Source organism: Rhodococcus sp. 06-1460-1B, from assembly GCF_002258475.1.
Classification (GTDB): Bacteria; Actinomycetota; Actinomycetes; order Mycobacteriales; family Mycobacteriaceae; genus Rhodococcoides; species Rhodococcoides fascians.
This window is the reverse complement of sequence record NZ_NOYS01000026.1, coordinates 37288-58784: the sequence shown is the minus strand read 5'-3', so window position 1 is coordinate 58784 and position 21497 is coordinate 37288. Positions and strand designations below refer to the sequence as shown.

Here is a 21497-nt window from a genome sequence, read left to right as displayed (position 1 = left end):
GTAGCTCACCTCAGGAAGGCAAGGCTGTGCTAATTTCTGCCGATGACAAGGACCTTCCTGGGGTGCGCCTTTGCCGTCGCCACGGCCCTGACGCTGGCATCGTGCAGCAGTAACACCGCTGACGACGCCGGCTCCGACACCCGCAGCGTCACCGTCGACACACTCGCCGGACCCACGCAGATCACGGGAACGCCACAGCGCATCGTCGCATTCGGGCAGCAGTGGGTGGACGCGCTGCTCGAATTCGACGTGCAACCCGTCGGGTATGTCTCCGCCGGATCGAACGGCGACGAACGCGGGCTCTACCCCTGGCAGTCCGCAGTGGATACGGATGCCCAGATGCTCGACTCGGCCGCCGTCGATCAGATGGGGGCTTCGGTGCCGACCGAGCAGATCGCGGCGCTACAGCCCGACCTGATCCTGCTGTCGGGGATACCGTCGATAGAGCCGTACAAGAGCTTGTCCGACGTCGCGCCCACGATATTTCCGAAGGCGGAGAAGGTCGAGACGTGGGAATCGCAGATCGAGACGCTCGGGCGGGTGCTCGATCGCGAGGACGATGCACAGAGCATCATCGACGAGGGGCATGCCGTAACCGATGGCATCCGTCAGCAGTACCCGGCGCTCGACGGTAAGTCGGCTGTGTTGTCGCAGTTCGTTTTCGACAGTCAGCAGCTTGCGGTCGTCGCCGACCCGGAGGACGGTGCCGCGAAGGTCTTCGACAGCATCGGACTCGACGTCCCGCAGGATTTGGTGAACTCGCCCGACATCTCTCACGGCCGGATCGTGCTGAGCCCCGAACGGCTGGACGTTCTCACCGCAGACCTCGTGGTCATTCTCCCCAACGGCGGCACGCGCGAAGACCTCGAACAACTTCCGGGGTTCACCAGCCTGCCCGCGGCGACCGGCGGCGGAGTTGCCGTCGTCGACTACGCGACGGTGGTGGGATTCAATACACCATCGAAAGCGTCGGTCGAGTTCTCGCTGAACAAGATTCGTCCGCAGCTCGAGGCTGTGGGTACCTAACTCTCGGGTGACCAGGACGGGTCGCGTCCGATGAAGGCCATCAACCTGTCCTGGGCGGATGCGTTGTCGTCGACGTCGACGGCGGGGCCGAACTGCCCGCTCTCGCGGAGTACGCGGTCCATCGGTTTCATGGCGATCAGCGCTGCGGCGCAACGCTCTTCGCCGAGATCGGGATCGCGTCCCAGGGCTTTGGCCAAGTCCCAGGTGTGCATCCACACATCAGCGGTATAGAACCGGTCGATCGCGTCTTCGACCGGCATGTCGCCGATGTGCGGATTGCTCAGGATGCGGCCCGCGGGGGCGTCGAGGATGGCTTGGATGTCGGCGGCGTGTCGCGCCCACGCGGCGGCAGGGTCGCGCGTCACGTCGAGTTCGGTGAGCTCGACACCCTCGACACCGCCGAGGAAACCACGTGACCAACCGACGAGGTGTTCGACGACACCCAGCGCGTTCCACTCCGGTACCGGACTGGGCCGAGACCACGCGTCCCCGGAAACGGATTCGACCAACGCCGTGAACGCGGCGGCGTCCCGTGCATGCTGTGCAGCGGGTCCCGTCAACAGTGCATCGAGTTTCTCGTAGCCCTCCCTGACTCCGACATCCATTCCGCTGGAGAGCATCCCGTCTCGGGTTGCGAAGTCGGACAGCACGCTCAGCACCCTCAATCGCGTGCCGCCGTTGTCGCGGGCCTCGAAAGCCATTGTCTCGAGGGCGACCGAATCCGGATCGCCTTCGTAGGTGAAGGTCCACACGATCCGCTCGTTCGCGCGAACCTCGTGGAAGCTGCCGAAGAACGACGCGATCTCTTCGCCGTCGCGGTCGTTCGCGAACGACCATGCACCGCCGGTTCGCGCGTCCCACGCGATGATTCGCGTCGTCACCGACCGCGGGCCCACCCACTGCCGATACAGATCGGGGTCGACGTGTGCGCGGAACACCTGCTCGGGCGACGCGTCGAACTGCCGGATGATCTCGATTGTGGGTACTTTGTCGTCCGCTACTATCTCGGTTTCGTGCTCGGTCATGACACGTCCTTCTGAGAGTCGTCTTGTGTTACAACGTGATCCAGCAGGTCGTCGAGTCGGCGGTAGCGCTGCTCGGCCTCCTGGCGATAACGCTCGATCCACTTCGCCATAAGGCCGAACACCTCCGCATCCAAGTGCACCGGTCTGCGCTGGGCGTCTTTGCTGCGCGTCACCAGCCCGGCGTCCTCGAGCACCTTCACGTGCTTGGAGACTGCCTGCAGACTCATGTCGTACGGCTCGGCCAGTTCGCTGACGTTGGCGTCGGCACCCGCAAGCCGAGCAACCATGTCACGCCGGGTGGGGTCCGCCAACGCTGCAAAGGTTCGATTGAGCTGCTCGATCCGGTCGTCCATGGTCACTTACCTCCTCGAATGCAGTAAAGATATGCCCCTCGAGCTGTGTAGTCAACCAATTGGTTTACAAGGATCGCAGAAGGGTTGACAGCCTGCTGTCATGCGCGCAATATTGACAGCATCCTGTCAATCGACGTGAGGACCGTTCCGTGATCACCGTTGCGCTGTATGCCACCGACACCATGGCCGATTGGGAGTACGGCTACCTCATCGCCGGGCTCGCGATGGCCCGCGAGCAGAATCCCGACGCCAACCGGTTGCTCGTCGCATCGGAATCGGGGGAGGCGGTGACGACGATGGGCGGCCTGAGGATTACCCCCGACGTTGCGTTGGCCGATCTTCCGTCCGTCGACGCGCTGATTCTGCCCGGTGCCGGCACGTGGGAATCCGCCAACGAGGCAGCGTTGAAGTTGGCCGCCGAACTCGTTGCAGCGGGCACCCCGGTCGCAGCAATCTGCGGGGCAACCTACGGGCTGGCTCGGACCGGCCTGCTCGACGACCGGCCGCATACCTCGAATGCGGCCGAATTCCTCACTCAGGCTGCGGAATACCGCGGAGCGGAGCATTACCGTGAGGAGAAGGCAGTGTCCGACGGCACCGTCATCACCGCCGGAGCGACTGCACCGATCGAGTTCGCCAAGCTGGTGTTCGAGCGCCTGGACGTGTTCCCGCAGCCCATCATCGACGCATGGTACGGGCTCTACACGACGGGGGAGCGCAGATTTTACGACCAGCTGACGGGCGCATGAGCCGACGAACGCCGGAGGGAGATGCGCTCACCGAGGTGGTCCTGCCGGTCTTCGAGCTCAACGGCGAATTCCTGGCTGCCGCACAGGACATCACCGAACCGACAGGATTGACGCCGGCCTGGTGGCAGGTTCTCGGGGCCACTCTCGACGAGCCGCTCTCGGTGGCCGATATAGCGCGACGCGTCGGTCTGGGTTTGGCGCGGCAAAGTGTGCAACGAACCGCAAACCTGTTGGTGGACAGGGGCTGGGCCGTCTACATCGAGAATCCGAACCACAAGCGAGCGAAGCTCCTCGAGCCCACCCCGAAGGGACGCGAGACCGTAGCCGCTCTGCGAGATGCTCAACACGCGTGGTCGGACGCGGTGGGTGCCGCGGTGGGTGAGGACGAATTGCGTTCTTTTGCACAGACTTTGGAGAAGATTGTTGCGGCATCCCGCGCCTACCGTGGTGGCCGTGCATAATTCGGGGATGTCAGCGCTCGTGATCGTTCTTTCCGGACTCCTGGCCGGTTTGCTCTCGCAATCCGACGGGGTCGATATCTTCGGCGACACCAGCGTCGGGGGTGTGGTGTTCTCCAGCGGCGGAGGGGGAGTCGCCGTTGCAGTGATTCTGGCGTCGGGTCTGGCTATGCTCGTCCGTCGGCGCAATATTCTGGCCGGCCTGTCCATCGCTGCGGCCATTGGCGCCGGGGTGACGGCCCTGATGATGCCCTCCGACCTCGCCGAGGTGGTGGCAGGCGGAGTTCTGTTGGGATGCATTGCAGTACGGGCGAACGGTGTACGAGCTCGGCAAGCACTGTTGATCGGGTCATTCCTCGTCGGACTACTCAATGCAGGCGCGGTCGAGGCCTTGCAGCATCCGAGTATCCCGCGTCGCTACGCCGACTACCTCACCGAATCCGATATCGGCCCAACGGTGGTCGTTCCGGTGCTGTGCGTGCTCGTCGTAATTGCAGTGGCCTCGGCAGCTCGTGTCGACCGCAGCGACGACCATGCGCCACCGGAACGGAGCATCCGACCGGTCGGGGCGATACTGCTTATCTCGATCGGTGGCTTGCTGCTCAATATGTTGTTCGTGCAGATGCTGTTTCGAGCTGAAGACGGCTTCGGTGGAAGCTGGTACTTCGGCCTCGTCGTCGTACCAGTGTTGTTCGGTGCTGCCGCTCTGCTACCGGGTCGCGGAGGCATACTTGTGCTCGCCGGGACAGCCGTGTTGCTCACCTCGACCACCACCGCTGGGGTGGGCATCGATGTGTCGGACGGTATCTGGGTGCTCGGGCTCGTGGCAATCACGGCAGTTGCGGTGACAGTGGGCGCGGCACTCGGGCTGCGCTGGGGTCGACCGATCGTCGGCTTCGCGACCCTGGCGGTGGTGTGTACGACCGCGCTGTTCGAGCGCCCCCCGTGGGACAACGTGCACTACGCGGCAAGTCTGGTGATCTTCCCGGCTGCTGCGGCCTATCTTTACGTGGCGTGCACGCCCTCGACCCCCACGCCCTTGACCATCGGCCTCGCGGTACCGGTGGCGATCACGGTGCCGATGGTCGTCACCTACGGTTGGACGGCGTACACGCCGCTCACATCCGCCCTCCACCACTCGACGTGGCCCAGTGCCGAGCTGTGGCTCTCGACGGGCGGGGCAGTGGCGACGGTGGTCCTCGCAGGCGTCGGGACGCGGTTCCTCGGTCGTCGGCCACTTGTGAATTGAACACCGGAGTACCGTTTTCTTACATGGCTTACAGATACCTCGGAAACAGTGGACTGAAGATTTCGGAGATCACCTACGGCAATTGGTTGACCCATGGTTCGCAGGTGGAGAACGACATCGCGACCCAGTGCGTGCGTGCGGCTCTCGATGCAGGCATCACCACATTCGATACCGCCGATGTCTACGCCAACGGGGCTGCGGAAACGGTCCTCGGTGACGCATTGAAGGGCGAGCGCCGCGAATCGCTGGAGATCTTCACCAAGGTCTACTTCCCCGTCGGACCCAAGGGTCCCAACGACACCGGACTCTCTCGCAAACACATCTTCGAAGGCATCGATGCCTCGCTGCGTCGGCTCGGTACCGACTACGTCGATCTCTACCAGGCCCACCGCTACGACGTCGAGACCCCGCTCGAAGAGACCATCGCCGCGTTCGGCGACGTCGTCCGTCAGGGCAAGGCCCTCTACATCGGCGTCTCGGAGTGGACGGCAGATCAGCTCCGCGCCGGCCAGGAACTGGCACGGCAGAACGGGTTCTCGATCATCTCGAACCAGCCGCAGTACTCGGCCTTGTGGCGCGTCATCGAGGATCAGGTGATCCCGACGTCCAAGGAACTGGGCATCTCGCAGATCGTCTGGTCACCCATCGCTCAGGGCGTGCTCACCGGCAAGTACCTACCCGGACAACCGCTGCCCGACGGCTCGCGCGCCAAGGACGACAAGGGCGGCGACAAGATGATCGCGCGCTACCTCGACGATCAGACGCTCACCCGGGTGCAGGCACTCAAGCCGATCGCCGACGATCTCGGAATCACCATGGCGCAGTTGGCCGTTGCCTGGGTTCTGGCCAACGACAACATTTCCGCCGCGCTGGTCGGGGCATCGCGTCCCGAGCAGATCGCCGAGAACATCAAGGCGTCCGAGGTCACCCTGGACGCGGATGTACTCGCCAAGATCGACGAAGCCCTCGGCGATTCGGTCGAGCGTGATGCGGGCAAGACCGGCTCCCCGGAAGCCCGGTTGGTCTAGAAATTCGTCGACCGGTCCACGTTTGACGGGGCGGAGCTGCGGTACTCGGCGTTAATGTGGACCATGCGCTCACCACTCCGTAATCGCAGCACCGCCCCGGCTCCCGCATCCCCAGCCCGGGTGGTGGTGGTCGGCGGCGGGTTCGGCGGCTTCTACGCACTGCGCAAGATGCAGAAGCTGTTGGGCCCGGACCGCGCCTCGTTTACCCTGGTTGCGCCCAACGACTACCTGCTCTACAGCCCGTTGCTGCCCGAGGTGGCGACCGGCGTGCTTGATCCGCGGGACATCGCGGTGTCGACACGACAGACGTTGCGGCGCACCAAGTTGGTGCTGGGACACGTCACGTCCGTCGACTTCGAGAATCGACGCGTTCGCGTCGCCGGTCCCGACGGTGATTCGGACCTGGCCTGGGACAAGCTGATTCTGGCCCCGGGTTCGGTGACGAGGCAGTTCGACATCCCCGGTGTCGCCGAGCACGCACACGGTCTCAAGACCCTGAGCGAAGCAGTGTTCATTCGCAACCACGTGTTGAAGCAGTTGGATGCAGCCGACGAACTGCCCGACACGCCGGAGGGCCGCGCCGAACGCAAGGAACGGCTCACCGTCGTCGCTGTGGGAGCCGGCTATACGGGCACCGAATTCGTTGCGCAGATGCAGAATTGGATTCACGGTATCGCTACCCGGTGGGCGACGGTCGACCCGTCGGACATTCGGTGGTTGCTCATCGACCTCGCGCCGGCGGTGCTGCCGGAACTGGGCGAGCGACTCGGCAAGGAAGCAATGGAAGTCCTCGCGGCTCGCGGCGTCGAGGTGCGTCTCGGGGTGTCGGTGGAATCGGCCACGGCGAACGCGGTGACGCTGACGGACGGCGACGTCGTACCGACACGCACCCTGGTGTGGGGAGCGGGCGTGGCTGCGAGCCCCCTCATCGCGCAACTCGATTTGCCGACCGAAAAGGGCCGGCTTGTGGTCAACCCCGACCTCACGGTCCCCGGCGTGGACGACGTCTGGGCCATCGGTGACGCGGCCGCGGTGCCCGATATCGCCGCCGACCCGTCGAAGCCGACGCCGCCCACCGCGCAGCACGCGCAGCGGCAGGGCACAGCGGTGGCCAAGAACGTCGCCGCGTCCCTCGGTGTCGGTACTGCTCGACCGTACCGACACAAGGATCTGGGACTGGTCGCCGACCTGGGCGGATTCGACGGTGTGGCAAAGCCGTTGGGCGTGCCCCTCACCGGAGCCGTCGCGAAGTTCGTCGCCCGCGGTTATCACCTTTATGCCCTGCCCACCGCCTCCGCCCGGGTGCGCGTGGCCACTGATTGGCTGTACTCGACGGTGCTGTCCACCCGCGTGGTCAACCTCGATCAGGTGCGCTCCGAGGATGCGTTGATCGCCAAGGCGCAGGGGACCGGCGTGTACGACTAGACAGCCATGTGCGCGGAAACTCGTAGCCCACTACGAGTTTCCGCGCACGACCGTCACCGAAGGTGATGCACCTCCTGCAGCCCGTAGACCGGGGTGTCGATGCCCTCGTAGCGCGCCTTGATCTGCAGCGCCAGGTACAGCGAATAGTGGCGTGACTGATGCAGATTGCCGCCGTGGAACCAGAAGTTCTCCTGCTGCGTCGGCTTCCACATGTTTCGCTGTTCGCCCTCCCACGGACCGGGATCCTTGGTGGTGTCCGAGCCCAGACCCCAGCACTTGCCCACCTTGTCGGCGGTCTCCTGGTCGATGAGATCGGCGACCCAGCCGTTCATCGAGCCGTATCCGGTGGCGTAGACGATGAGGTCCGCCGGTAGTTCGGTCCCGTCCTCGAGTACGACGCCGGTCTTGCTGATCCGCTCCACCTGCCCGGCAACGAGTTTGATCTTGCCGTCCGCGACGAGCTCGGATGCGCCGACGTCGATGTAGTAGCCCGAGCCGCGGCGCAGGTACTTCATGAACAGGCCGGAACCGTCGTCACCGAAGTCGTGCTGGAAGCCTGCCTTCTCGAGGCGATCGTAGAAATCCTTGTCCTGCTCTGCGATCTGCTGATACACCGGGATCTGGAACTCGTGCATGATCCGGTACGGCAGCGACGCGAACGTGAGATCGGCTTTGGCCGTGGTCATTCCGGACTCCACCGCGCGCTCGGAGTACAGATCGCCGAGAGCGATCTCGCACAACGAATCCGACTTGACGATGTGCGTGGACGAGCGCTGCAGCATCGTGACGTCGACGCCCGTCTCGTACAGCGCCTTGCAGATGTCGTGCGCCGAGTTGTTGGAACCGACGACCACCACGCGCTTGCCGACGTAAGCGTCGGGACCGGGGTGTTCGCTGGAATGGTGCTGCTCGCCCTCGAACTCGTCCATGCCGGGGAAGTTCGGCACGTTCTTCTTGCCGGACATCCCGGTGGCCATCACCAACTGCTTGGGCCGCAGGATCACTTCCTCGCCGTCGCGGTCGACGACGACGGTCCACTCCTTCGCGGTCTCGTCGTAGGTCGCGGACTTCGCGGTCGTCTTGCTCCAGTACGGAACCTCCATGACCTTGGTGTACATCTCGAGCCAGTCGCCGATCTTGTCCTTCGGCGCGAACACCGGCCAGTTCGGCGGGAACGGCAGGTAGGGCAGATGGTCGTACCAGACCGGGTCGTGCAGGCACAGTGACTTGTATCGGCCACGCCACTGATCTCCGGGGCGCTCGGCACGGTCGACGACGATCGCCGGGACGCCGAGTTGACGGAACCGAGCACCGAGGGCGATGCCGCCCTGCCCGCCGCCGACGACGAGGACGTACGGCTGAACGCTGTAGCCGAGCTCCTTCTCCTCCATCTCCTTCTTCTCGGCCCAGTTCTGGGTATCGGCATTCGAGCCGTGCACGGCACCCTTGATTCGGGACTTGCCCTGCCGCTCCTCGTATCCCTTGAGCTCCTGCATCGTCGTCAGCAGCGTCCACGCCACGTCGTCACCGGTCTCGGCGTCCGTCGTCAAACGCAGATGTCCCTTGCCGCGGCTCGTCGCCGTCTCGAATGCGATCCACGCCGAGACGACGCCGTCTGCTTCGTCGGGGGTCTCGGTGGTGTGAAATCCCGTCGGGTCGGTATCGGCGAGCCTTTCACCGAGCATGTCGGCGACGCCGTCCCGGCCCTCGACCGTCTTGAGGTTCCAGGTGAACGTGACGAGATCGCGCCAGAAGCTGCTGACGGCGAACATGCCGGCAACACGAGGAATATCCCGGGCGACCAGGGCGTCCTCGAACTTCGACAACCAGGCGTCGACCCGTTCCTGCGGGGTGTGCGTGCGGGTGATCGAGTCGGGCTCGATGGTCTGGGTCATGAAAACTCCTTGCGATGAAGAGGTGCCGTGTATGTGACCCAGCACACTCCTGTCGGGCCAGGGGGTCGAGAGTTGCAGGGGGTTGCACTTCACGGTGAGCGCTACAGTTCGAGAAATTTCCGGGGGAAACATGATTCGTCGTCTTACCGCTGCTCTGGTGCTGGTCGTCGTGACCGGGTGCTCGTCGGCGTCGCCTACCGTCGACACCGGTGCCCGGTCGCCGGCGGTCCCGTGCATCGACTCCGTCGGCGAGAACTCGACGCTGGCCGTCATGGGTGACGCATTGCTCCTCACGCCGTATCTGCGCGTGCGGGGACAGGTGCGTACGGCGTTGGAGGAAGAGTTCTACTGGCGTAACAAGCAGCCCGACGACCCCATGGACGCACGCCGCCTGAGCGCGTTCGTTCCCGGTGGCAGCAAGACTGCATTGCTGTACGCCAACACACCTGTCGGCGGAGACGCAGCTTTCGCTGCAGCCACCTGCAGTCTCGAATTCGACTGGAAGGCGGGCCTGTCGTCCGGAGAGTTCGAGGCGGCGATGTCGACTCCAGGGTTCTTGCGCGGCCTGGGTCGTCGACTCTGCACCGATATGGAGATGTCGGGCAACACCACCGACTACCTCGCCAGGGCCGATGAGAAACTGGCCGGATTCGAGGACAACGCTGCAGGCAAGGTCGACTTCATGAGGGCGATGCACCAGAACTCGCTGAAGGACCGCCTCGACTTCCTTGCCTCCCCCGAGGAACCCGGCGAACTGCCGGAGAACCGACGAATCGCCCGACATGACGTCATCGAACTACGGGACATCATTGCGCGACTGGAGAGCGAAACCGATGGACACCTGCTGCAGATCGAACGGGATCGGGTCGAATTCATCAGAGCCGCACTGACATTTCAGTGTCCTGCGCTGAGCGACTGATCGGGCTGCGAGAGCTTGTTCAACCCCAACGACTGGAATCCGACGACGTAGATCAATGTCCACAGGACCAGCCAGTCGACGAAGCCCAGTGCGTTGCCGGAGATGCCGGCCGCGACGACGGGTTCGTGGAGCACGTGCTCGGCAAGAACGTAGTAGTAGGCCAGGAACGTGCCGATGGCCAGCGCGAAAGTCAGTACTGCGCGTCCCGCCGCCGGGAAGCGATCACCGAAGCCGTTCGCCCAAAAGATCATCCAGAATGCCCAGCAGACTCCGATCTGTGCCGGGAACTGGTTGATGACCGTTCCGAGTTCTGCGGTGGCTTCCGAGCCGACGAGTAGCTTCGCGAGCGGAACCATCAGGAAGTAGATCGCCGTGCCGAGCGCAGCGTTGCCGACGGTGGCCGCCAGTGCGGTCCGTCCGCCGCCGCCAGCCAATTTCCAGGGCCAGTTGTCCAGGGTCTGGCCGGTCAGAATCACCGAGACGACGATCGAGTAGAACCAGCCGAGTGCGGTGTCCACGGACATCAGGGGATCGGTGGCCGAGAGCGAGACCGACGGCAGTCCGAACATGAAGTACAACGCGAGGGTCGGGACGGCGACGAATGCGATCTCGCACAGCCCGATCAGCGGTTGCTTCATGCGCAGCACGGTCCACGGCCAGTGTTGCCAGTTGAGGACCACCATGACCCAGGTTCCGAATCCGAACAGCACGAACAGCGCTCCGGCGAAGTAGCCGAGCCCGCCGTCACGAGAACCGGCGAAGTCCGGGTACAACGCCCCGAGGCCGCTGCCGAGGATCCAGGTGACGGCAACGGCGAACACCGCCGTCGAAGTCAGGATCGCGAGCCCGCGCATCGGTTGCTTCAGAGAGTCGAATCCGGCGAATTCACAATCGAATCCGATGAACACGATGAAGAGAATGGCCCAGAACAGCGCGGCGTTGAACGGCAGGGGATAGAAGTTCCAGGGACTGGTGGTGGGATCGGCCAACAGATACCAGGTCGCCAGCGACACGGCCGTGACCACGGCGAGGTTGGCCAGTCCGAATATGAGCCAGTTGCCCTGTGCTGACGCCGTTTTCGGCTCGTCGAGGGGTCGGTCTGCGGTTGCGGTCATGGGGGTCTCTTCTCGGTGGGTCGACAGGGTCGCCGTCACTATGAGCTGAATCACAGCCCACCGTCAGGGTTGCGGGAGGTTGCAGTGTGGCCGATTCGATGCAACGCACTGCAACCCTGTCGAAAGTGGTCGTCGTCACATAAACCTGTGTGCATCCAATTCAGTCAGGAGTGAGAACCGATGCGTGCAGCTGTGTATTACGGCCCGAACAAGGTGGAGATCACCGACGTACCCGAGCCGAATCCCGGTGCGGGGCAGGTCAAGGTCAAGGTCGGGTTCAACGGAATCTGCGGAACCGACCTACACGAGTACTACGCCGGCCCCATCTTCATCCCCACCTCGCCGCATCCGCTGACCGGCCAGGAAATGCCCCTGGTGCTCGGACACGAGTTCTCGGGCACGGTCACCGAGCTCGGCACGGGTGTCACCGGCATCTCGGTCGGCGATCGCGTTGCCATCGAACCGCTCTACCGCTGTGGACACTGCGGACCCTGCCGGGCAGGTAACTACAACATCTGCGCGCAGATCGGCTTCCACGGACTGATGTCCGACGGCGGAATGGCCGAATTCACCGTGGTCCCCACGGACATGATTCACGCCCTACCCGACAACGTCTCTCTCGAACTCGGTGCCCTCGTCGAACCGATGTCGGTTGCCTATCACGCTGCGACACTGGGGGATCCGAAGCCCGAGGACACCGCGATGGTGTTCGGAGCCGGCCCCATCGGCATCGGCCTGTGGTTCGCGTTGCGCGGTAAGGGACTCGACAACGTCTACGTCGTCGAACCGTCGCCGACGCGTCGCGCCTCGATCGAAGCGCTCGGTGCCAAGACCCTCGACCCGACGGCAGTGGACGTGCCCGCCTTCATCGCCGATCTGACCGACGGCAACGGGGCCGACGCCATCTACGACGCGGCCGGTGTGCAACCGGCCGTCGAGACCGCGCTGGGCTGCATCGGTGCCCGCAAACCGCTCGTCAGCGTCGCGATCTACGAAAAGCCGCTCACCACACCGCTGCAGAAGCTTGTCATGAACGAATCCCGCATCCAGGGATCGCTCTGCTACACCTCCGCCGACTACGAGGCCGTCATCGATCTGATGAGCCAGGGCCACTACGACACGACGGGCTGGGTGGACAAGATCACGCTCGACGGCGTCATCGACGACGGATTCGAGGCGCTGCACGCAGGCACCAAGATGAAGGTTCTGGTCGACCCCTCGACGGGTGCACCCGCATGAGCGCGGTGTTGGTCACAGGGGCCGGTCAGGGCATCGGACGGGCGATCGCGTTGCGGTTGGCCAACGACGGGCACGACATCGCGCTGGTCGACCTGGCCGAGGACAAGATCGCCGACGTGGCCGACGAGGTGCGTCGAACAGGCTCGAAGGCAACGACATTCGTCGCCGACGTCAGTGATCGCGATCAAGTGTTCGCGGCCGTCGAACATACCCGTCAAGCGCTCGGCGGCTTCGACGTCATCGTCAACAATGCCGGTATCGCACAGGTCGCGCCGCTCGACGACGTCCGCCCGGAAGACACGAAGAAGATCTGGGCCGTCAACGTCGACGGGGTGCTATGGGGAATTCAAGCTGCGGCAGCCACATTCAAGGCGCTCGGCCAGAAGGGCAAGATCATCAACGCTTCCTCGATCGCAGGCCACGACGGTTTCGCGATGCTCGGGGTCTACAGCGCAACGAAATTCGCAGTCCGGGCATTGACCCAGGCTGCGGCCAAGGAGTACGCCTCGGACGGCATCACCGTCAACGCGTACTGCCCCGGCGTTGTCGGCACCGACATGTGGGTGACCATCGACAAGCGCTTCGCCGAGCTGACCGGTGCCGCGGAAGGCGAGACCTACGACAAGTTCGTCGGCGGTATCGCTCTCGGTCGGGCGCAGACTCCCGAGGACGTCGCCGCGTTCGTGTCGTATCTCGCCGGACCCGACTCGGATTACATGACCGGCCAGGCACCGTTGATCGATGGTGGTTTGGTCTACCGGTGACCCCGCATGAATCCGCTTTGTGAGCTGGAGCACAATTGACAGCGATGACGCAGTCGACAGGCCCTGAACCTGCGCTGGCGGCCGGCGAAGACCCGCGCCGCTACGCGCAGATTCTCACTGCCGTGTACGACGCGACCATGACCGGCGGGAAGTCTCCCGCGCGTCCCCGCGAGGTCATCGGTGACTCCTGGCGGCGGTTGCAGACCCTCGGTATCGACCCGGAACTGGGCAATCCTGCCGAGAGACAGATGGACGCGTCCGATCTCGAGTTCAGTCGACGGGAATCGGGGTTGTTCGACATTCTGGACGACCTCGCCCGTGGCTTGGAATCGGTGGTGCAGGACGGCGACAACATTCTCGTCGTCGCCGATCGGAACGGTCGAGTGCTGTGGCGCAGCGGATCGACGTCGGTGCTCGACCGCGCCGACGGCCTCGGATTCGTCGAAGGGGCCAACTGGGCCGAGGACTCGGTGGGCACCAATGCCATCGGGACAGCCTTGGTCTCACGCCGCGCTGTGCAGATCTTCTCGGCCGAACACTATGTGCGCAGCCATCATTCGTGGACCTGCGCCGGAGCGCCCATTCGCGATCCGCGTACCGGCCAGGTGCTCGGCGCCATCGACGTCAGCGGGCCGGCCAAGACGGTGCACCCCACCACCATCGCCCTGGTGGACGCCGTGGCGAGGTTGGCGGAATCGCAGCTGCGCGAGATTCACCGAACCACCCTGGATCGACTGCGTTCGGTGGCCGCACCGATGCTGGCGCGCCTGCAGTCCCCGGCGCTGGCCGTCGACGCGAACGGGTGGGTCGCGGCCGTCGAATCGGTGGCACTGCGCAATCGCATCCTGCTGCCCGAGGACCTCGCGACGGGACGCTTCTGGCTGCCGAGCCTCGGCGTGTGCGACTTCGAACCCCTGCCCGGTGGATGGCTGGTGCGCCCCACTTCTCATGGGCGTTCCGCCGGCTCCACTCCTGGCGACTCGGCGGACTCGTTCGTCGCGGAGTCCGGCAATACGACGACGATTCGCATCGACCTGCGCGATTCGCAGAAGCCTCGTATCGAGGTGCGCAGCGAGGTGGGGAAGTGGACCCACGAGCCGACGCCCCGGCACGCCGAGATTCTGTACCTGCTGGCCATCCACCGGCAGGGACGCACCGCGTCGCAGATGGCTGCCGACCTCTTCGGCGACGACGGCCGCGCGATCACCGTGCGGGCCGAGATGTCGCGCCTGCGCAAACACCTCGCCGGCATCATCTCCACTCAGCCCTACCGGCTGGACGAGTCGGCGACGGTCGACGTGATCACGCCGGCGGACATGAACAGGCTGCTACCGCATTCGTCGGCCCCCGCTATCCGGGCCGCACGGGGCTGAGCCGTAGCGCAGAATCGGGGAATGAACCGCCTCGCCCGCATCCTCGACGCGTCGGATCCCGGGCAGTTACGGCTGCGCGGTGCCTCGGCGACGACGCTGACGGTGTTGCTCGCGATGGTGGTCCTGCTGCTCGGTACTCGCGCCATCGGCCAGCCGGTCACCGTGGCGATGCTCGGCACCGTGGTGGCGATGCAGGCGTCGGCGTCGGTCAAGGACAAAGACCAGCACAGCCGGCTCGTCACCACCGCCCTGATGGTGCTGCCCGCCTCGGCGGCAGTGACGGTCGCGGCGCTGCTCTCGCGGCTCGGCGCGGTGGCCGACGTCGGATTCATCGCGGTGTTGTTCGCGGCCGTATGGGTGCGCAGATTCGGACCCCGTGGCACCGCGCTCGGCATGGTCGCGTTCATCTCGTACTTCTTCGCGTTGTTCCTTCAGGCGACCCCGGGGCAAGTGCCGATGCTGATCGCGGCGATCGTCGGCGGAGTGCTCATCGCTCTGTTCGTACGGGCGGTGGTCTTTCCGGACCGACCGATCGTGGAGGTGCGGCGGCTGCTGTACGCCATGCGAGCGGTATCGGAATCGGTGCTCGCGGCGGCATCGGCGCGTGAGGACCGTGATCTGGAACTGTTGCGGCGCAGGCTCGATCGGCTCGGAAACACCGCCCTGATGATCGACGACTGGCTCGACCGTCACGACGCGGGACAACTGCTCAGCGTGACGAGTACCGACCTGTCGCTTCGTGTGTTCGACGCCCAGATCGCCACCGAACAACTCGTCAGCTCACTGTGGGCTCTCGATCCGGCCAAGCCGTGGCCGACCGCACTGGGGCAAGCGACTACCGCACTGGGATCGTGCTTGCAGAACGCCCCGTCCGCCGAGCAACTCAAGGCCGCCCGACGGTTGGCCGCCACGGCGGCCGAGCGCGCCGACCCGTCGACCCCCGCCGGTATCGCGACGGTGTCCGCGCAACGAGCGGTGCAGGCACACATCGCCATTCATCACATCACCACCAACGCGGTGGCTGTCACGTCGAGCCCTCGACAGGCTGCTCTCGAGCCGGCGGACAAGGACGAGCCTGCCGGCCTGAACCCCAGCACCAAGGCGGCAATCCAGGTTGCTGTCGCGACCAGCGCGGCAACGGTATTGGGGGAGTTGGTTTCGCCGGACCGCTGGTACTGGGCCGTGCTGACGGCGTTCCTGGTGTTCACCGGGGCGTCGACGCGCGGCGAGATTCTGACCAGAGCCGGTCAACGCATCCTCGGCACGATGGCGGGAGTGCTTGCGGGAGTGGTGATCGCGGCACTCGTCGGCAATCACCAATCCGTTCAGCTGGTGCTCATCGTCGTCTGTGTGTTCTTCGCGTTCTACCTGGTGACCGTCGCGTATGCGCTGCTGTCGTTCTTCGTCACCATCCTGCTCGCGATGCTCTACGGGCTGCTCGGCACGTTCAGCATCGAAGTTCTCGAACTACGGATCATCGAGACTGCAGTCGGCGGAGCCGTCGGTATTGTGTCCGCCTACTTCATCTTCTCGACCGGAACACGAAAGACATTGGTGGACAAGGTCGATACGTATCTCGACCAACTGGACGCCCTGATCGACACCAGCGTCGAATCGGTGATCACTCCGGGAAATGCCACCGACCTGGTGGCGTCGACGCGCACGCTCGACAATGCGCTGAAGGAGGTCGTGACGGCGGGGAAGCCGCTCGTGCTCGGGCCGACGACCCGCAGCCGGCGAGGGGCGAAGCGATTACTGCGGGTGCTGACCGTCAGCGGCCGATCCGCCCACGCACTCGCGCGAGCCGGAGTGCTGGCGTCGCGTGCCGAACCGGAGACGGCACCCTCGGCCGATACTGCCCAGGCCCTGCGCGACGCTGCGGCGCTGGTGCGGGACACCGCCCGGCACGTGGAGGCCGCGATCGCAGGCAAGCGGGTGGGCCAGCCCGAGAAGGTCACCGACACAACGGTGTTGGATGTGTTGCTCACCAGCGCGAACTCGCCCGGCCCGGTGCGGGTCGCGGTGCGGGCGCTGAACATCATGAATCGGACGCTCGCGGACGTCCTGACCCGGGCTTGACCTTCACACGGTGACAAGGTCTTGGCTGACGGCCATGATCGACTCACTTCGGCACCAGAACTCTTCCGTGCGGCTTCGGGCTGCGCTCGACATCGGAATATCGAAGAACCCAGAACTCCTTGACGCGCTGCTCGAGCGTTGCGCCGTCGAACCGGATTTTCAGGTTCGAGAGATGTTGACGTGGGCGCTGATTCGTCTCCCCGCTGCATCGACGGTGCCCAGGCTGATGCACGAAGTGCGCACCGGCGGCGCGCAGGCTCGCAGCCAGGCGTTGCACACGTTGTCGAAGGTCAAGGACCGGGCGGCCTGGCCGGTGATCACCGAGCCGCTCATCTCCGACTCCGACGACGAGGTGGCCCGAAGCGCGTGGCGGGCGGCGGTCGTCCTGGTCCCCGACGGCAGCGAGCAGTGGTTGGCGACGACGCTGTCCACTCAGCTGGGGCGAGGCGGGCGGGAGTTGCAGCGCAGCCTCAGCCGCGCGCTGGTGGAACTCGGGTCGGTGATCGAGCCGATGGTGCGCGAGGCCGCGTCGAGCAAGGATGTTGCTGTTCGCGCGCACGCGCTGGCGACGGAGTCGCTGCTCCGCGACCCCGACAGCGGATTTGCACTGTTCGAGGCCCAGCGCGTCGATGCACTTGGCGCATCCGACCCGACGGGGTGAATATAGGCAGATGTTGATCGGTGAGGTGGCGCGGCGGTCCGGAGTCAGCGCGCGCATGCTTCGGCACTACGACCGGCTCGGGCTCGTGCAGCCGACCTCGCGGACTGGCACCGGCTACCGCGAATACTCCCCGGCCGACGTGCGCCGCCTGTTCCACGTCGAATCGCTCCGGTCGCTCGGGTTGTCCCTGCACGACGTCGGGCGTGCACTGGACGATCCGAGTTTCGCGGCGTCGGGACTCGTCGACGAGCTCGCGGCCCTAGCCGAGGAGCGCATCGCACGAGACACCGAGTTGCTGACACGGTTGCGCCGCATCGGAAGCGCCCGACCGGAGGATTGGGAGGACGTCCTCGGTGTCATCGGCATGCTCGGAGACCTGGACTCGGTGAGCGCGGGGAAGCGGCAGTCTGCGGCATTGTCCTCCGTCGGAGATCGCCCCATCCCGGCCGAGGCTCTGGCCGAGGCGGTGTTGCGCGAGCCCGCAACCAACGTCGCCGGCGCGCTGCGATGGGCACTCGCGCAGACCGGGAGCGACGCCGTCTCGGCGCTGCGGCAGGGCCTCGACTCACCGGATCCCGAGGTGCGTCGCCGCGCCGTCGATACCGTCGTCGAGATTCCGCATCCCGACGCCACCGAGGTGCTGCGGGAGGCGCTGGGCCACGAGGACGGGCAGGTACGACGACTCGCGGCGCTGGAACTGGGTGCCCGAGGAATCGTCGACGCGATTGCGGTGCTGATCGAGATGGTCCACGAGGGTACGAACGATGTGGACGCGGCAGACGTGCTCGGTGAGCTCGGGTATGCAGACTCCACGGTCGCGGCCCTCATGGACGGCCCGAGTGAGATTGCGGCGCGCCTACGGGTGACCCAGGCACTGGCCAGCATTCCGGGTCCGGCGGCGGCGCAGGCTCTGCGCGAGCTGACTCAGGATGAGGACCGCTCGATCGCGCTGACGGCGACCTACCTGCTGGATCGGAGAGAACGAGCCGCTTCGGTACCGTCGAGGTCATGAAGGCACTCGGACTGCTCGCGGCACTGTCGATCACATTGGCCGCGACCGCCTGCTCCACCTCGACCACCCCGGCCGCACCCGCCGAGCCCGCTGCCGAGAACCAGGTGACCGTCGCCGATCGGATGTTCACGCCGCAGTCTCTGACGATCACTGCGGGCGAGACCGTGACCTGGGTTTTCTCCGACCGCGCGATGGCGCACAATGTCGTCGCCGACGACAAGTCGTTCCGCAGCGAACTGATGCAGTCGGGGCAGTTCACCCACACCTTCGACACCGCGGGCACCTACACCTACCACTGCACCCCGCACCCCGACATGACCGCGACGATCATCGTCGAACCGTGATGGACTGCTGGTCATGGCAACGCGGTCCCGCAGCATCGTCGCACCCCTGGGGGTGGCGGGAGCAGCGGTCGGCGGTGCCATCCTGTTGCACGTCCGCGATCCCCAAAGCTCGACGTACCTGCCGTGCCCCTTCCACGCCCTCACCGGACTGTGGTGTCCGGGATGCGGCGCGACCAGGGCTTTCGGCGACCTCACCCGCGGAGACATCGCGGCTGCCGCGTCGAGCAACGTCGTGGCGGTGCTGCTCGGTGTCGTCGCAATCGGTGTCTGGGCCGCGTGGCTGCGAGCACGATGGACGCAGACGCCACTGACGCTGCCTCGTCCCAATCGCCCGACCGTCGTCGTCGGGGTTGCCCTATTGGTCTTGTTCACCGTGGTGCGCAACACTGCGTGGGGCACCGCCCTCGCCCCGACCTGACATCCCTAGGAGGCTGCTGTGCTGCTGCAAATCTTCTCGATCATCGTGCTGCTGGGCGTGCTCATCGCGCTCATCCCCACGGCCCGACGCGTGTTCAAGAAGGGTGACGACGAATGAGCGACTCACTGCGAGATCGGGTGCGAGCGAAACTGCTCGCCCAGATCGCCGACGACGGAGGCACGGCAGCCGAGCAGGCCGAGGGGGACGACCCACGCCTGAACGCACTGCGCGACGACCTCGAAGCACTGGACGCAGCCCCCGACGGAGACCCGGTGATCGACGACATCGCCGCCAGACACTGGGTGCCCTGACCGCTGGCTCCCTCTGGACTCCCCGCGGGGAGTCAATGTGACATGTGGTGGCCTTTTCGGGGGTCAATGTCACGTCGAGTGGCTCTTCGGATGGTCCCGGGTTGGTATCAGCGTGAGGCGCATCTAGTATCTATGTTGTGTCCGAGACGAGATCCGCAGCCGATACGGCGTACCTGACTGTCAAGGAGCTCATCATTTCGGGGGAACTTCCCGGTGGTGAGCTCGTCAGTGAAGGGGAGATCGCGACGCGGCTCGACATCAGCCGCACGCCGGTCCGCGAGGCATTCCTTCGCCTCCAGGTCGAGGGATGGATGCGCCTGTATCCCAAGCGCGGGGCGCTGGTCGTCCCCATCGCGGTGGGTGAGGCGGAGAGCGTCGTCGACGCGAGGCGATTGGTCGAGGCCGGCAGTGTTCGCGCCTTCGTCGGCGATGCGGATGCCCGCGCACGAGTGGTCGAGGCGCTACGCGACAACCTGCGAATCCAGGACAAGCTCGCAGTCGACGGCACCGCAGCGGAGTTCAGTGCCGCCGACGCAGACTTCCATCGCACCGTCGTCCGCGCAGGCAACAACCCGTTACTCGACGCGTTCTACGACGGACTTCGCGAGCGACAGCGGCGGATGACCGCGGCATCCCTGACCCGTGATCCGGGTCAGATCTTGCGCATCGTCGACGACCACCGCAGACTCGCCGACCTGATCGAAGCCGGGGACGCAGACGAATTCGAGCGAGCCGTCGAACAACACATGCTCAGGGTGCACGGCTTGCGCACAGACAGAGGGGGAACACGATGACCGAGGCCATGATCGACGACGACGTCCGACAGACGACGGCCAGACGCTGGCTGTTGGTTGCCGTCGGCATGTTCGCCGTCGCCTGGGGCGGCAACGAATTCACACCGCTTTTGGTGATGTATCGACTCGACCACGGCTTCTCTGCCGTGGTGGTCGACACGTTCCTGTTCGCATACGTTCTGGGCATCATTCCGGCGATGCTGATCTGTGGTCCGTTGTCCGATCGACTCGGCCGACGCCCGATCATGTTGCCCGCGCCTGCAATTGCCGCGGCCGGGTCCATTCTGATCGCCCTCGGACCCGACAACGCCTACATGCTCTTCGGCGGGCGGGTGCTCAGCGGCATCGCGCTCGGAATCGGTATGGCCGTCGGCGGTAGCTGGGTCAAGGAACTCTCCGGTCACGACGCCACCGCCAAGCCCGGTGCCGGAGCGCGCCGCGCCGCGATGTCGTTGACGGCGGGCTTCGCCCTGGGAGCCGGCGTCGCCGGTGTGCTGGCGCAGTGGGCACCCTGGCCGACGCACCTCGCGTACAGCGTGCACGTGCTGATCTGCATCGCCGCGTTCGTCGGCATGCTGTCGGTCCCCGAGACACGCAGCGCCGCAGCATCATCGGGAAGGAAGAGCCTCGTCGACGATCTCAGAATTCCGTCGGCGTCGCATCGACGGTTCCTGTTCGTCGTGTTGCCCTTGGCCCCATGGGTTTTCGGTGCGGCCAGCGTCGCCTATGCGGTGCTGCCGTCTCTGATGGCCGACGCGTTGGCCGACGAGCCCGGTGGCGGTTACCCCGTCGCCCTGTCCGCTGCGATGGCGGTGATCGCCCTCGGTTCCGGATTCGCGATCCAGGCTGTCGGGCGTCGGATCGACACACCCGCCAATGCCCGCGGCGCTCTGGTTGCGCTGTCTCTGTTGGTGGTCGGTATGGCTGTCGCGGCGTGGGCAGCGTCGGTGCTCACCATCGCCGCGGCATTGATCGCGGCAGCGGTGCTCGGTTGCGGATACGGCATGGCGCTGGTTTCGGGTCTGCAAGAGGTGCAACGCATTGCGGGCCCCGACGATCTCGCCGGCCTCACCGCTGTGTTCTATTCGCTGACGTATCTCGGCTTTGCGGTGCCCGCTGTGCTGTCGGCGCTGACCGAGACCTGGCCAGGGGTGGTCACGTATCCGATCATCTTCGGATTCGGCGCGGTGATGGCGGCACTGTGTGGCCTGGTGGTGCGATCGAAAACGTCGGCTCACCTGCCCTAGGGGTCGTGCGCGT

At 65.3% G+C, this 21497-nt stretch carries 22 protein-coding genes; 18 read left to right on the top strand and 4 right to left on the bottom strand.

Annotated features, from left to right (window positions below; all coding sequences use genetic code 11):
- Positions 1-42 precede the first annotated feature (42 nt).
- A complete protein-coding gene (locus tag CH268_RS14735; RefSeq protein ID WP_080733271.1) occupies positions 43-1026 on the top strand; it encodes an ABC transporter substrate-binding protein in 984 nt (327 codons plus the stop codon).
- On the opposite strand, the gene CH268_RS28455 is transcribed toward CH268_RS14735, so the two are convergent.
- Both CH268_RS28455 and CH268_RS14725 read right to left on the bottom strand, forming a co-directional pair.
- Positions 1023-2051, bottom strand: a complete 1029-nt coding sequence (locus tag CH268_RS28455) for a TIGR03086 family metal-binding protein (RefSeq protein ID WP_094664844.1) — start codon at positions 2049-2051, stop codon at positions 1023-1025. The two genes, CH268_RS14735 and CH268_RS28455, sit on opposite strands and share 4 nt — an antisense overlap.
- A complete protein-coding gene (locus tag CH268_RS14725; protein WP_032364507.1) occupies positions 2048-2404 on the bottom strand; it encodes an ArsR/SmtB family transcription factor in 357 nt (118 codons plus the stop codon). Before CH268_RS14725 ends, CH268_RS28455 begins: the two co-directional genes overlap by 4 nt.
- A 149-nt stretch (positions 2405-2553) precedes the next feature.
- Between CH268_RS14725 and CH268_RS14720 the strand changes: the two genes are divergently transcribed.
- The 5 genes from CH268_RS14720 to CH268_RS14700 all read left to right on the top strand — a co-directional run bounded on the left by CH268_RS14720 (position 2554) and on the right by CH268_RS14700 (position 7313).
- Positions 2554-3153: a DJ-1/PfpI family protein gene (locus CH268_RS14720; protein WP_094664842.1), complete on the top strand. Its 600-nt coding sequence runs from the start codon at positions 2554-2556 to the stop codon at positions 3151-3153.
- A complete protein-coding gene (locus tag CH268_RS14715; protein ID WP_032382162.1) occupies positions 3150-3614 on the top strand; it encodes a MarR family winged helix-turn-helix transcriptional regulator in 465 nt (154 codons plus the stop codon). The genes CH268_RS14720 and CH268_RS14715 overlap by 4 nt, the downstream gene beginning before the upstream one ends.
- A 7-nt stretch (positions 3615-3621) precedes the next feature.
- Complete coding sequence (locus CH268_RS14710; RefSeq protein ID WP_094664840.1) at positions 3622-4860, top strand: hypothetical protein; 1239 nt, start codon at positions 3622-3624, stop codon at positions 4858-4860.
- 23 nt (positions 4861-4883) lie between these two features.
- Positions 4884-5888, top strand: coding sequence for an aldo/keto reductase family protein (locus CH268_RS14705; RefSeq protein WP_032369362.1), 1005 nt, complete (start codon positions 4884-4886; stop codon positions 5886-5888).
- 63 nt (positions 5889-5951) lie between these two features.
- Entirely contained in the window at positions 5952-7313 is a 1362-nt protein-coding gene (locus CH268_RS14700) for an NAD(P)/FAD-dependent oxidoreductase (protein ID WP_094664919.1), read from the top strand.
- Between the two features lie 53 nt (positions 7314-7366).
- On the opposite strand, the gene CH268_RS14695 is transcribed toward CH268_RS14700, so the two are convergent.
- Positions 7367-9208, bottom strand: coding sequence for a flavin-containing monooxygenase (locus CH268_RS14695; protein ID WP_032382166.1), 1842 nt, complete (start codon positions 9206-9208; stop codon positions 7367-7369).
- Positions 9209-9338: 130 nt separating this feature from the next.
- On the opposite strand from CH268_RS14695, the gene CH268_RS14690 reads away from it, so the two are divergent.
- Positions 9339-10127, top strand: a complete 789-nt coding sequence (locus tag CH268_RS14690; protein ID WP_094664838.1) for a hypothetical protein — start codon at positions 9339-9341, stop codon at positions 10125-10127.
- Here CH268_RS14690 and CH268_RS14685 read toward each other — a convergent pair.
- Entirely contained in the window at positions 10103-11242 is a 1140-nt protein-coding gene (locus tag CH268_RS14685) for a hypothetical protein (protein WP_094664836.1), read from the bottom strand. The two genes, CH268_RS14690 and CH268_RS14685, sit on opposite strands and share 25 nt — an antisense overlap.
- Before the next feature lie 180 nt (positions 11243-11422).
- On the opposite strand from CH268_RS14685, the gene CH268_RS14680 reads away from it, so the two are divergent.
- From CH268_RS14680 to CH268_RS14630, 11 genes are all read left to right on the top strand, one after another.
- Entirely contained in the window at positions 11423-12481 is a 1059-nt protein-coding gene (locus CH268_RS14680; RefSeq protein WP_094664834.1) for a 2,3-butanediol dehydrogenase, read from the top strand.
- Positions 12478-13245 (top strand): acetoin reductase, encoded by a 768-nt coding sequence (locus CH268_RS14675; RefSeq protein ID WP_094664832.1) that lies wholly within the window; start codon positions 12478-12480, stop codon positions 13243-13245. Before CH268_RS14680 ends, CH268_RS14675 begins: the two co-directional genes overlap by 4 nt.
- Before the next feature lie 44 nt (positions 13246-13289).
- Complete coding sequence (locus CH268_RS14670; RefSeq protein WP_094664830.1) at positions 13290-14618, top strand: GAF domain-containing protein; 1329 nt, start codon at positions 13290-13292, stop codon at positions 14616-14618.
- Positions 14619-14639: 21 nt separating this feature from the next.
- Positions 14640-16697: an FUSC family protein gene (locus tag CH268_RS14665; protein WP_094664828.1), complete on the top strand. Its 2058-nt coding sequence runs from the start codon at positions 14640-14642 to the stop codon at positions 16695-16697.
- A gap of 34 nt (positions 16698-16731) precedes the next feature.
- Positions 16732-17358 (top strand): HEAT repeat domain-containing protein, encoded by a 627-nt coding sequence (locus CH268_RS14660; RefSeq protein ID WP_094664826.1) that lies wholly within the window; start codon positions 16732-16734, stop codon positions 17356-17358.
- A gap of 10 nt (positions 17359-17368) precedes the next feature.
- Positions 17369-18370 carry a HEAT repeat domain-containing protein gene (locus tag CH268_RS14655; protein WP_094664824.1) on the top strand — a complete coding sequence of 334 codons (1002 nt, stop codon included), beginning with the start codon at positions 17369-17371 and terminating at the stop codon, positions 18368-18370.
- A complete protein-coding gene (locus CH268_RS14650; protein ID WP_094664822.1) occupies positions 18367-18714 on the top strand; it encodes a cupredoxin domain-containing protein in 348 nt (115 codons plus the stop codon). The genes CH268_RS14655 and CH268_RS14650 overlap by 4 nt, the downstream gene beginning before the upstream one ends.
- Before the next feature lie 13 nt (positions 18715-18727).
- Positions 18728-19132, top strand: a complete 405-nt coding sequence (locus CH268_RS14645) for a DUF2752 domain-containing protein (protein WP_094664820.1) — start codon at positions 18728-18730, stop codon at positions 19130-19132.
- 113 nt (positions 19133-19245) lie between these two features.
- Complete coding sequence (locus tag CH268_RS14640) at positions 19246-19443, top strand: hypothetical protein (RefSeq protein ID WP_027494394.1); 198 nt, start codon at positions 19246-19248, stop codon at positions 19441-19443.
- A 137-nt stretch (positions 19444-19580) separates the two neighbouring features.
- Positions 19581-20237, top strand: a complete 657-nt coding sequence (locus tag CH268_RS14635; RefSeq protein ID WP_094664818.1) for a GntR family transcriptional regulator — start codon at positions 19581-19583, stop codon at positions 20235-20237.
- Entirely contained in the window at positions 20234-21484 is a 1251-nt protein-coding gene (locus CH268_RS14630; RefSeq protein ID WP_094664816.1) for an MFS transporter, read from the top strand. The genes CH268_RS14635 and CH268_RS14630 overlap by 4 nt, the downstream gene beginning before the upstream one ends.
- The last annotated feature ends 13 nt before the right edge of the window (positions 21485-21497 follow it).

What these genes read in the sequence shown, in the direction of transcription:
- CH268_RS14690 (WP_094664838.1), top strand. Translation starts at nt 9,339, where the DNA reads ATGATTCGTCGTCTTACCGCTGCTCTGGTGCTGGTCGTCGTGACCGGG.
- CH268_RS28455 (WP_094664844.1), bottom strand. Translation starts at nt 2,051, where the DNA reads ATGACCGAGCACGAAACCGAGATAGTAGCGGACGACAAAGTACCCACA.
- CH268_RS14735 (WP_080733271.1), top strand. Translation starts at nt 43, where the DNA reads ATGACAAGGACCTTCCTGGGGTGCGCCTTTGCCGTCGCCACGGCCCTG.
- CH268_RS14710 (WP_094664840.1), top strand. Translation starts at nt 3,622, where the DNA reads ATGTCAGCGCTCGTGATCGTTCTTTCCGGACTCCTGGCCGGTTTGCTC.
- CH268_RS14680 (WP_094664834.1), top strand. Translation starts at nt 11,423, where the DNA reads ATGCGTGCAGCTGTGTATTACGGCCCGAACAAGGTGGAGATCACCGAC.
- CH268_RS14715 (WP_032382162.1), top strand. Translation starts at nt 3,150, where the DNA reads ATGAGCCGACGAACGCCGGAGGGAGATGCGCTCACCGAGGTGGTCCTG.
- CH268_RS14665 (WP_094664828.1), top strand. Translation starts at nt 14,640, where the DNA reads ATGAACCGCCTCGCCCGCATCCTCGACGCGTCGGATCCCGGGCAGTTA.
- CH268_RS14695 (WP_032382166.1), bottom strand. Translation starts at nt 9,208, where the DNA reads ATGACCCAGACCATCGAGCCCGACTCGATCACCCGCACGCACACCCCG.
- CH268_RS14675 (WP_094664832.1), top strand. Translation starts at nt 12,478, where the DNA reads ATGAGCGCGGTGTTGGTCACAGGGGCCGGTCAGGGCATCGGACGGGCG.
- CH268_RS14685 (WP_094664836.1), bottom strand. Translation starts at nt 11,242, where the DNA reads ATGACCGCAACCGCAGACCGACCCCTCGACGAGCCGAAAACGGCGTCA.
- CH268_RS14700 (WP_094664919.1), top strand. Translation starts at nt 5,952, where the DNA reads ATGCGCTCACCACTCCGTAATCGCAGCACCGCCCCGGCTCCCGCATCC.
- CH268_RS14705 (WP_032369362.1), top strand. Translation starts at nt 4,884, where the DNA reads ATGGCTTACAGATACCTCGGAAACAGTGGACTGAAGATTTCGGAGATC.
- CH268_RS14725 (WP_032364507.1), bottom strand. Translation starts at nt 2,404, where the DNA reads ATGGACGACCGGATCGAGCAGCTCAATCGAACCTTTGCAGCGTTGGCG.
- CH268_RS14660 (WP_094664826.1), top strand. Translation starts at nt 16,732, where the DNA reads ATGATCGACTCACTTCGGCACCAGAACTCTTCCGTGCGGCTTCGGGCT.
- CH268_RS14640 (WP_027494394.1), top strand. Translation starts at nt 19,246, where the DNA reads ATGAGCGACTCACTGCGAGATCGGGTGCGAGCGAAACTGCTCGCCCAG.
- CH268_RS14655 (WP_094664824.1), top strand. Translation starts at nt 17,369, where the DNA reads ATGTTGATCGGTGAGGTGGCGCGGCGGTCCGGAGTCAGCGCGCGCATG.
- CH268_RS14670 (WP_094664830.1), top strand. Translation starts at nt 13,290, where the DNA reads ATGACGCAGTCGACAGGCCCTGAACCTGCGCTGGCGGCCGGCGAAGAC.
- CH268_RS14630 (WP_094664816.1), top strand. Translation starts at nt 20,234, where the DNA reads ATGACCGAGGCCATGATCGACGACGACGTCCGACAGACGACGGCCAGA.
- CH268_RS14645 (WP_094664820.1), top strand. Translation starts at nt 18,728, where the DNA reads ATGGCAACGCGGTCCCGCAGCATCGTCGCACCCCTGGGGGTGGCGGGA.
- CH268_RS14650 (WP_094664822.1), top strand. Translation starts at nt 18,367, where the DNA reads ATGAAGGCACTCGGACTGCTCGCGGCACTGTCGATCACATTGGCCGCG.